The organism is Streptococcus sp. F0441, from assembly GCF_000314775.2.
Lineage (GTDB): Bacteria > Bacillota > Bacilli > Lactobacillales > Streptococcaceae > Streptococcus.
The window spans coordinates 1,884,968-1,895,149 of the sequence record NZ_KB373321.1 but is presented as its reverse complement, the minus strand read 5'-3'; the positions used below and the strand labels follow the sequence as shown (position 1 = coordinate 1,895,149).

Annotated in this window: 1 protein-coding gene, 10 tRNA genes, 2 rRNA genes, 1 pseudogene and 2 other annotated features; of the genes and pseudogenes, 13 read left to right on the top strand and 1 reads right to left on the bottom strand. The window is 46.3% G+C overall.

The window, feature by feature from the left end; genetic code table 11:
* Nucleotides 1–5 precede the first annotated feature (5 nt).
* Nucleotides 6–121, top strand: a sequence feature (16S ribosomal RNA rRNA prediction is too short).
* A gap of 4 nt (nt 122–125) precedes the next feature.
* Nucleotides 126–770 (top strand) — a sequence feature (16S ribosomal RNA rRNA prediction is too short).
* A 64-nt stretch (nt 771–834) separates the two neighbouring features.
* From HMPREF9188_RS09390 to HMPREF9188_RS09335, 12 genes are all read left to right on the top strand, one after another.
* A tRNA-Ala gene (locus tag HMPREF9188_RS09390) sits at nt 835–907 on the top strand.
* Nucleotides 908–1,029: 122 nt separating this feature from the next.
* A 23S ribosomal RNA gene (locus tag HMPREF9188_RS09385) occupies nt 1,030–3,931 on the top strand.
* A gap of 76 nt (nt 3,932–4,007) precedes the next feature.
* A 5S ribosomal RNA gene (gene rrf, locus HMPREF9188_RS09380) occupies nt 4,008–4,123 on the top strand.
* A gap of 4 nt (nt 4,124–4,127) precedes the next feature.
* A tRNA-Val gene (locus HMPREF9188_RS09375) sits at nt 4,128–4,200 on the top strand.
* A gap of 4 nt (nt 4,201–4,204) precedes the next feature.
* A tRNA-Asp gene (locus HMPREF9188_RS09370) sits at nt 4,205–4,277 on the top strand.
* Between the two features lie 24 nt (nt 4,278–4,301).
* Nucleotides 4,302–4,374: transfer RNA gene (locus HMPREF9188_RS09365), tRNA-Lys, on the top strand.
* Between the two features lie 5 nt (nt 4,375–4,379).
* Nucleotides 4,380–4,461: transfer RNA gene (locus HMPREF9188_RS09360), tRNA-Leu, on the top strand.
* 12 nt (nt 4,462–4,473) lie between these two features.
* Nucleotides 4,474–4,546 (top strand) — tRNA-Thr (locus HMPREF9188_RS09355).
* A 27-nt stretch (nt 4,547–4,573) separates the two neighbouring features.
* Nucleotides 4,574–4,645 (top strand) — tRNA-Gly (locus HMPREF9188_RS09350).
* A 7-nt stretch (nt 4,646–4,652) separates the two neighbouring features.
* Nucleotides 4,653–4,738 (top strand) — tRNA-Leu (locus HMPREF9188_RS09345).
* Nucleotides 4,739–4,749: 11 nt separating this feature from the next.
* Nucleotides 4,750–4,823 (top strand) — tRNA-Arg (locus HMPREF9188_RS09340).
* A 15-nt stretch (nt 4,824–4,838) separates the two neighbouring features.
* Nucleotides 4,839–4,912 (top strand) — tRNA-Pro (locus HMPREF9188_RS09335).
* 190 nt (nt 4,913–5,102) lie between these two features.
* Here the strand turns inward: HMPREF9188_RS09335 and HMPREF9188_RS10035 are convergent.
* Nucleotides 5,103–5,556: pseudogene (locus HMPREF9188_RS10035) on the bottom strand (transposase family protein); the annotation flags it as partial.
* A gap of 218 nt (nt 5,557–5,774) precedes the next feature.
* On the opposite strand from HMPREF9188_RS10035, the gene HMPREF9188_RS09320 reads away from it, so the two are divergent.
* A complete protein-coding gene (locus HMPREF9188_RS09320) occupies nt 5,775–10,166 on the top strand; it encodes a PolC-type DNA polymerase III (protein WP_009730715.1) in 4,392 nt (1,463 codons plus the stop codon).
* Nucleotides 10,167–10,182: the final 16 nt, after the last annotated feature.

The window sequence follows — 10,182 nt, the reverse complement described above, 5'->3', positions numbered from 1 at the left end:
GGCTCGAAAGCGTGGGGAGCAAACAGGATTAGATACCCTGGTAGTCCACGCCGTAAACGATGAGTGCTAGGTGTTAGACCCTTTCCGGGGTTTAGTGCCGCAGCTAACGCATTAAGCACTCCGCCTGGGGAGTACGACCGCAAGGTTGAAACTCAAAGGAATTGACGGGGGCCCGCACAAGCGGTGGAGCATGTGGTTTAATTCGAAGCAACGCGAAGAACCTTACCAGGTCTTGACATCCCTCTGACCGCTCTAGAGATAGAGTTTTCCTTCGGGACAGAGGTGACAGGTGGTGCATGGTTGTCGTCAGCTCGTGTCGTGAGATGTTGGGTTAAGTCCCGCAACGAGCGCAACCCCTATTGTTAGTTGCCATCATTTAGTTGGGCACTCTAGCGAGACTGCCGGTAATAAACCGGAGGAAGGTGGGGATGACGTCAAATCATCATGCCCCTTATGACCTGGGCTACACACGTGCTACAATGGCTGGTACAACGAGTCGCAAGCCGGTGACGGTAAGCTAATCTCTTAAAGCCAGTCTCAGTTCGGATTGTAGGCTGCAACTCGCCTACATGAAGTCGGAATCGCTAGTAATCGCGGATCAGCACGCCGCGGTGAATACGTTCCCGGGCCTTGTACACACCGCCCGTCACACCACGAGAGTTTGTAACACCCGAAGTCGGTGAGGTAACCGTAAGGAGCCAGCCGCCTAAGGTGGGATAGATGATTGGGGTGAAGTCGTAACAAGGTAGCCGTATCGGAAGGTGCGGCTGGATCACCTCCTTTCTAAGGATAAGGAACTGCGCATTGGTCTTGTTTAGTCTTGAGAGGTCTTGTGGGGCCTTAGCTCAGCTGGGAGAGCGCCTGCTTTGCACGCAGGAGGTCAGCGGTTCGATCCCGCTAGGCTCCATTGGTGAGAGATCACCAAGTAATGCACATTGAAAATTGAATATCTATATCAAATAGTAACAAGAAAATAAACCGAAACGCTGTAGTATTAAAAGAGTTTATGACTGAAAGGTCAGAAAATAAGGTTAAGTTAATAAGGGCGCACGGTGGATGCCTTGGCACTAGGAGCCGAAGAAGGACGTGACAAACGACGATATGCCTTGGGTAGCTGTAAGTAAGCGATGATCCAGGGATTTCCGAATGGGGGAACCCAACAGGTACTACCTGTTACCCATATCTGTTAAGGATATGAGGAGGAAGACGCAGTGAACTGAAACATCTAAGTAGCTGCAGGAAGAGAAAGCAAAAGCGATTGCCTTAGTAGCGGCGAGCGAAACGGCAGGAGGGCAAACCGAAGAGTTTACTCTTCGGGGTTGTAGGACTGCAAAGTGGACTCAAAGATTATAGAAGAATGATTTGGGAAAATCAGCCAAAGAGAGTAAGAGCCTCGTATTTAAAATAGTCTTTGTACCTAGCAGTATCCTGAGTACGGCGGGACACGAGAAATCCCGTCGGAATCTGGGAGGACCATCTCCCAACCCTAAATACTCCCTAGTGACCGATAGTGAACCAGTACCGTGAGGGAAAGGTGAAAAGCACCCCGGGAGGGGAGTGAAATAGAACCTGAAACCGTGTGCCTACAACAAGTTCGAGCCCGTTAATGGGTGAGAGCGTGCCTTTTGTAGAATGAACCGGCGAGTTACGATATGATGCGAGGTTAAGTTGAAGAGACGGAGCCGTAGGGAAACCGAGTCTGAATAGGGCGCATTAGTATCATGTCGTAGACCCGAAACCATGTGACCTACCCATGAGCAGGTTGAAGGTGCGGTAAGACGCACTGGAGGACCGAACCAGGGCACGTTGAAAAGTGCTTGGATGACTTGTGGGTAGCGGAGAAATTCCAAACGAACTTGGAGATAGCTGGTTCTCTCCGAAATAGCTTTAGGGCTAGCGTCGACATAAAGATTCTTGGAGGTAGAGCACTGTTTGGGTGAGGGGTCCATCCCGGATTACCAATCTCAGATAAACTCCGAATGCCAAAGAATTATGGTCGGCAGTCAGACTGCGAGTGCTAAGATCCGTAGTCGAAAGGGAAACAGCCCAGACCACCAGCTAAGGTCCCAAAATAATTGTTAAGTGGAAAAGGATGTGGGGTTGCACAGACAACTAGGATGTTAGCTTAGAAGCAGCTATTCATTCAAAGAGTGCGTAATAGCTCACTAGTCGAGTGACCCTGCGCCGAAAATGTACCGGGGCTAAAACAATTTACCGAAGCTGTGGATACCTTTATAGGTATGGTAGGAGAGCGTTCTATGTGTGGAGAAGGTGTACCGTGAGGAGCGCTGGAACGCATAGAAGTGAGAATGCCGGTATGAGTAGCGAAAGACAGGTGAGAATCCTGTCCACCGTAAGACTAAGGTTTCCAGGGGAAGGCTCGTCCGCCCTGGGTTAGTCGGGACCTAAGGAGAGACCGAAAGGTGTATCCGATGGACAACAGGTTGATATTCCTGTACTAGAGTATGTAGTGATGGAGGGACGCAGTAGGCTAACTAAAGCAGACGAATGGAAGTGTCTGTCTAAGCAGTGAGGTGTGAATTGAGTCAAATGCTTAATTCTATAACATTGAGCTGTGATGGGGAGCGAAGTTTAGTAGCGAAGTTAGTGACGTCACACTGCCAAGAAAAGCTTCTAGCGTTAAACATACTCTACCCGTACCGCAAACCGACACAGGTAGTCGAGGCGAGTAGCCTCAGGTGAGCGAGAGAACTCTCGTTAAGGAACTCGGCAAAATGACCCCGTAACTTCGGGAGAAGGGGTGCTGACTTTACGTCAGCCGCAGTGAATAGGCCCAAGCAACTGTTTATCAAAAACACAGCTCTCTGCTAAATCGTAAGATGATGTATAGGGGGTGACGCCTGCCCGGTGCTGGAAGGTTAAGAGGAGTGCTTAGAGGTAACTCGAAGGTATGAATTGAAGCCCCAGTAAACGGCGGCCGTAACTATAACGGTCCTAAGGTAGCGAAATTCCTTGTCGGGTAAGTTCCGACCCGCACGAAAGGCGTAATGATTTGGGCACTGTCTCAACGAGAGACTCGGTGAAATTTTAGTACCTGTGAAGATGCAGGTTACCCGCGACAGGACGGAAAGACCCCATGGAGCTTTACTGCAGTTTGATATTGAGTGTCTGTACCACATGTACAGGATAGGTAGGAGTCTAAGAGATCGGGACGCCAGTTTCGAAGGAGACGTTGTTGGGATACTACCCTTGTGTTATGGCCACTCTAACCCGGATAGGTGATCCCTATCGGAGACAGTGTCTGACGGGCAGTTTGACTGGGGCGGTCGCCTCCTAAAAGGTAACGGAGGCGCCCAAAGGTTCCCTCAGAATGGTTGGAAATCATTCGCAGAGTGTAAAGGTATAAGGGAGCTTGACTGCGAGAGCAACAACTCGAGCAGGGACGAAAGTCGGGCTTAGTGATCCGGTGGTTCCGTATGGAAGGGCCATCGCTCAACGGATAAAAGCTACCCTGGGGATAACAGGCTTATCTCCCCCAAGAGTTCACATCGACGGGGAGGTTTGGCACCTCGATGTCGGCTCGTCGCATCCTGGGGCTGTAGTCGGTCCCAAGGGTTGGGCTGTTCGCCCATTAAAGCGGCACGCGAGCTGGGTTCAGAACGTCGTGAGACAGTTCGGTCCCTATCCGTCGCGGGCGTAGGAAATTTGAGAGGATCTGCTCCTAGTACGAGAGGACCAGAGTGGACTTACCGCTGGTGTACCAGTTGTCTTGCCAAAGGCATCGCTGGGTAGCTATGTAGGGAAGGGATAAACGCTGAAAGCATCTAAGTGTGAAACCCACCTCAAGATGAGATTTCCCATGATTATATATCAGTAAGAGCCCTGAGAGATGATCAGGTAGATAGGTTAGAAGTGGAAGTGTGGCGACACATGTAGCGGACTAATACTAATAGCTCGAGGACTTATCCAAAGTAACTGAGGATACGAAGCGTGAGGTTTTCTAATTATTTGATAGATATTCAATTTTGAGTAGGTATTACTCAGAGTTAAGTGACGATAGCCTAGGAGATACACCTGTACCCATGCCGAACACAGTAGTTAAGCCCTAGAACGCCGGAAGTAGTTGGGGGTTGCCCCCTGTGAGATATGGAAGTCGCTTAGCTCGAGGGAGTTTAGCTCAGCTGGGAGAGCATCTGCCTTACAAGCAGAGGGTCAGCGGTTCGATCCCGTTAACTCCCATATAGGTCCCGTAGTGTAGCGGTTATCACGTCGCCCTGTCACGGCGAAGATCGCGGGTTCGATTCCCGTCGGGACCGTTTAAGATAACGGAAGTTATTTTAGACTCGTTAGCTCAGTTGGTAGAGCAATTGACTTTTAATCAATGGGTCACTGGTTCGAGCCCAGTACGGGTCATATTTGCGGGTTTGGCGGAATTGGCAGACGCACCAGATTTAGGATCTGGCGCTTAACGGCGTGGGGGTTCAAGTCCCTTAACCCGCATAATAGAAAGCAGCCGGCTTAGCTCAGTTGGTAGAGCATCTGATTTGTAATCAGAGGGTCGCGTGTTCAAGTCATGTAGCCGGCATTTTTTTATATAGAATAAGAGGTCGATGCGAATGTAGTTCAGTGGTAGAACACCACCTTGCCAAGGTGGGGGTCGCGGGTTCGAATCCCGTCGTTCGCTTAGAGAGGCCGGGGTGGCGGAACTGGCAGACGCACAGGACTTAAAATCCTGCGATTGGTAACGATCGTACCGGTTCGATTCCGGTCCTCGGCATATAATGATGAGCACCCTTAGCTCAACTGGATAGAGTACCTGACTACGAATCAGGCGGTTAGAGGTTCGACTCCTCTAGGGTGCATTTTTTTATTTAACGCGGGAAGTAGCTCAGCTTGGTAGAGTACTTGGTTTGGGACCAAGGTGTCGCAGGTTCGAATCCTGTCTTCCCGATCGATTACGAGGATACTTAAGGGTATCTTTTTTATATGTGTTAAGGAGATTCTGAGAATCTTCTTTTTTGTGGCTCTTTGTCAACTGTAGTGGGTTGAAGTCGGCTAAGATCTAGAAAGGACGAATTTCGTCCTTTCTTTTTTGATGTTCGGAGTTATGAAAATCATTTCTTGAAGCTGTATTCATCTCAAGACATGTGGGTTGGAAGAAAAGATAAATCTGTCTTGAATTTGAATTCTTTCAATTTACGAATGACTGTCGAAGTAGAGACAGATAGACTTTCTGCAATAGCTGTCATAAGGACTTTCTCGATTAATTTTTGAGTGATTTTCTGGTTGACGATGGTCGCGATTTGGTGATTTTTCTTGACGAGAGAGGTTTCGGCGACCGCTATTTTCGAACACTGATAACACTTAAAACGTCGCTTTCTAAGGAGAATTCTAGTAGGCATACCAGTTGTTTCAAGGTAAGGAATTTTGGAAGTCATATTTCTTCATTTGATTTTCGCAATCAGGACAAGATGGTGCGTCGTAGTCCAGTTTAGCGATGATTTCCTTGTGTGTATCTCTATTAACAACATCCATAATTTGGATATTAGAGTCTTTGATATCGAGTAGTCTTGTGATAAAATGTAATGGTTCCATATGATTCTTTCTAATGATGGTTTGGTCGCTTTTCATTATAGATCATATGGGACTTTTTTCTACAACAAAATAGGCTCCATAATATCTATAGGGGATTTACCCACTACAAATATTATAGAGCCGAATTTAGGAAAACTAGCAGGGTTTAAGGAATGGTAGTGACTATATATTTTCTTTAATTATGGTAAAATAGTAAGAGAATAATGTGAGGAAATTGGATGTCAAGTAAGTTTGAAATTTTAATGAATCAAATAGGAGTCTCTGATCAATTGAGACAGGATCCTGCTCTTGTTAATGCAAGTATTGAGCGTGTTGTGGTTCATAAGATTAGTAAGATTTGGGAATTTCATTTTGTATTTTCTAATATTTTACCGATTGAAATCTTTTTAGAGTTAAAGAAAGGGCTTCGTGAAGAATTTTCTAAGACAGGGAATCAAGCTGTTTTCGAAATCAAAGCTCTCTCTCAAGAATTTTCAAATGAACTCTTGCAGGCCTACTATAAGGAGGCTTTTTCTGAAGGTCCATGTGCTAGCCAAGGGTTTAAGTCTCTTTATCAGAATTTACAAGTTCGTGCAGAGGGAAATCAGCTCTTTATTGAAGGTTCAGAGGTGATTGATAAGGAACACTTTAAGAAAAATCATCTTCCTAATTTAACAAAGCAACTTGAAAAGTTTGGTTTTCCAGCTTTTGTCTGCCAAATCGAAAAGAATGATGCTCTTACACAGGAGCAGGAGGAAGCCTTCCATACGGAGAATGAACAAATCGTTCAGGCTGCTAATGAAGAAGCTTTGCGTGCTATGGAACAACTGGAACAGATGACTCCTCCTCCAGTAGAAGAGAAGTCGGCCTTTGATTTCCAGGCTAAAAAGGCTGCGGCAAAACCAAAATTGGATAAGGCTGAAGTTACCCAGATGATTGATGTGACGACTGAGGAAAATCGTTTGGTCTTTGAAGGGGTCGTTTTTGATGTGGAGCATAAGGTGACCAGAACTGGTCGCGTTTTGATTAACTTTAAAATGACGGACTACACTTCAAGTTTTTCAATGCAAAAATGGGTTAAGAATGAAGAAGAGGCTCAGAAGTTTGACATCATTAAGAAAAATTCTTGGCTTCGTGTTCGTGGGAATGTAGAGATGAATAACTTCACACGCGATTTGACAATGAACGTGCAGGATGTGCAGGAAGTTGTTCACTATGAGCGGAAGGATTTGATGCCAGAAGGTGAGCGTCGGGTTGAGTTTCATGCTCATACTAATATGTCGACCATGGATGCTCTGCCAGAAGTAGAGGAAATCATTGCGACAGCTGCAAAGTGGGGACACAAGGCGGTTGCCATCACGGACCATGGAAACGTTCAGTCTTTCCCACATGGCTACAAGGCAGCTAAGAAAGCTGGAATTCAGCTGATCTATGGAATGGAAGCCAATATCGTTGAAGACCGTGTTCCTATCGTTTACAACGAAGTGGAGATGGATTTGTCAGAAGCAACCTACGTGGTTTTTGACGTGGAAACGACGGGACTTTCAGCCATCTATAATGACTTGATTCAGGTTGCGGCTTCTAAGATGTATAAGGGAAATGTTATTGCCGAATTTGATGAATTTATCAATCCTGGATATCCCTTGTCAGCCTTTACTACTGAGTTGACTGGAATTACAGATGACCATGTCAAAAATGCCAAACCACTGGAACAAGTTTTACAAGAATTCCAAGAATTTTGCAAGGATACAGTCTTAGTCGCCCACAATGCTACCTTTGACGTTGGATTTATGAATGCCAACTATGAGCGTCATGGTTTGCCTAAGATTAGCCAGCCAGTTATTGATACGCTCGAGTTTGCTAGAAATCTCTATCCTGAGTATAAACGTCATGGTTTGGGGCCTTTGACCAAGCGTTTTGGTGTGGCACTGGACCACCACCACATGGCCAACTACGATGCGGAAGCTACTGGTCGTTTGCTCTTTATCTTTATCAAGGATGTAGCAGAAAAACATGGTGTGACTGATCTGGCTAGACTAAATATTGATTTGATTAGTCCAGACTCTTATAAAAAAGCTCGGATCAAGCATGCGACCATCTATGTCAAGAATCAAGTAGGTCTAAAAAACATCTTTAAGCTGGTTTCGTTGTCCAATACTAAGTACTTTGAAGGGGTGCCACGAATTCCGAGAACAGTTCTAGATGCTCATCGGGAAGGTTTGATTTTAGGGTCAGCTTGCTCTGAAGGTGAAGTTTTTGACGCAGTCGTTTCCCAAGGTGTGGATGCGGCGGTTGAGGTGGCCAAGTATTATGACTTTATCGAGGTTATGCCACCAGCTATCTATGCACCATTGATTGCTAAAGAGCAGGTTAAGGATATGGAGGAACTCCAAACTATTATCAAGAGTTTGATAGAGGTCGGAGACCGTCTTGGTAAACCTGTTCTGGCTACGGGAAATGTTCACTATATCGAACCAGAAGAAGAAATTTATCGTGAAATTATCGTCCGTAGTTTGGGGCAGGGGGCTATGATTAACCGAACCATCGGTCATGGTGAGCATGCCCAACCAGCTCCTCTGCCAAAGGCTCATTTTCGAACAACCAATGAGATGTTGGATGAATTTGCCTTTTTGGGCGAGGAAATGGCTCGTAAACTGGTTATTGAAAACACCAATGCCTTGGCAGAAACCTTTGAGCCTGTTGAGGTGGTTAAGGGTGACTTGTACACGCCTTTCATTGACAAGGCGGAAGAAACAGTTGCTGAGCTGACCTATAAGAAGGCCTTTGAGATTTATGGAAATCCGTTGCCAGATATCGTTGATTTGCGGATTGAAAAAGAATTAACCTCTATTCTGGGTAATGGATTTGCCGTGATTTATCTGGCTTCCCAGATGCTGGTACAACGTTCTAATGAAAGGGGCTACTTGGTTGGTTCTCGTGGGTCTGTTGGCTCCAGTTTTGTTGCGACTATGATTGGGATTACGGAGGTTAATCCTCTCTCTCCTCACTATGTCTGTGGGAAGTGTCAATACAGCGAATTTATCACCGATGGTTCTTATGGTTCAGGGTTTGATATGCCCAATAAGGATTGTCCAAACTGTGGTCACAAACTCAGCAAAAATGGACAGGATATTCCGTTTGAAACCTTCCTTGGTTTTGATGGAGATAAGGTTCCCGATATTGACTTGAACTTCTCAGGAGAAGACCAGCCTAGCGCCCACTTGGATGTGCGTGATATCTTTGGTGAGGAGTATGCTTTCCGTGCAGGAACGGTTGGTACGGTGGCTGCCAAGACCGCTTATGGCTTTGTAAAGGGCTACGAGAGAGACTATGGGAAGTTTTATCGTGATGCAGAGGTGGAACGCCTCGCTCAAGGTGCAGCTGGTGTCAAGCGGACTACAGGACAACATCCGGGGGGGATCGTTGTTATTCCGAACTACATGGATGTTTACGATTTTACGCCCGTTCAGTATCCAGCAGATGACATGACGGCTGAATGGCAGACGACTCACTTTAACTTCCACGATATCGATGAGAATGTCCTCAAACTTGATGTACTGGGGCATGATGATCCGACCATGATTCGGAAATTGCAGGACTTGTCTGGTATTGACCCTAATGAAATTCCCATGGATGATGAAAGCGTTATGGCTCTCTTTTCTGGAACGGAAGTTTTAGGGGTGACGCCTGAGCAAATTGGAACTCCGACGGGTATGTTGGGAATTCCAGAGTTTGGCACCAACTTTGTACGTGGGATGGTAGATGAGACGCATCCGACGACTTTTGCGGAGTTGCTTCAGCTGTCCGGTCTGTCCCACGGTACCGATGTGTGGTTGGGAAATGCCCAGGATCTGATCAAGCAAGGAATTGCGGACCTATCAACTGTTATCGGTTGTCGGGACGATATCATGGTTTACCTCATGCATGCAGGTCTCGAACCTAAGATGGCCTTTACTATCATGGAACGGGTACGTAAGGGAATGTGGCTAAAGATTTCCGAAGAGGAGCGAAATGGTTACATCGAGGCTATGAAGGCCAATAAGGTGCCAGAGTGGTATATCGAGTCTTGTGGGAAAATCAAGTATATGTTCCCTAAAGCTCACGCGGCAGCCTACGTTATGATGGCCTTGCGTGTGGCCTACTTCAAGGTTCACCATCCGATTTATTACTACTGTGCTTATTTCTCAATCCGTGCCAAGGCTTTTGATATCAAGACCATGGGGGCGGGTTTGGATGCCATCAAGCGCAAGATGCAAGAAATTGCTGAAAAGCGGAAGAACAATGAAGCCTCTAATGTGGAAATTGACCTCTATACAACTCTTGAGATTGTCAATGAAATGTGGGAACGTGGTTTCAAGTTTGGCAAACTCGATCTCTACCGTAGTCAGGCAACAGAGTTCCTCATCGATGGGGATACCCTCATTCCGCCATTTGTAGCAATGGATGGTCTGGGAGAGAACGTTGCCAAGCAATTGGTGCGCGCTCGTCAAGAGGGAGAATTCCTCTCTAAAACCGAACTACGTAAGCGTGGTGGACTTTCCTCAACTTTAGTTGAAAAGATGGATGAAATGGGAATTCTCGGCAATATGCCAGAGGATAACCAGTTGAGTCTGTTTGATGATTTGTTTTAAGAATTAGAACGGAGAA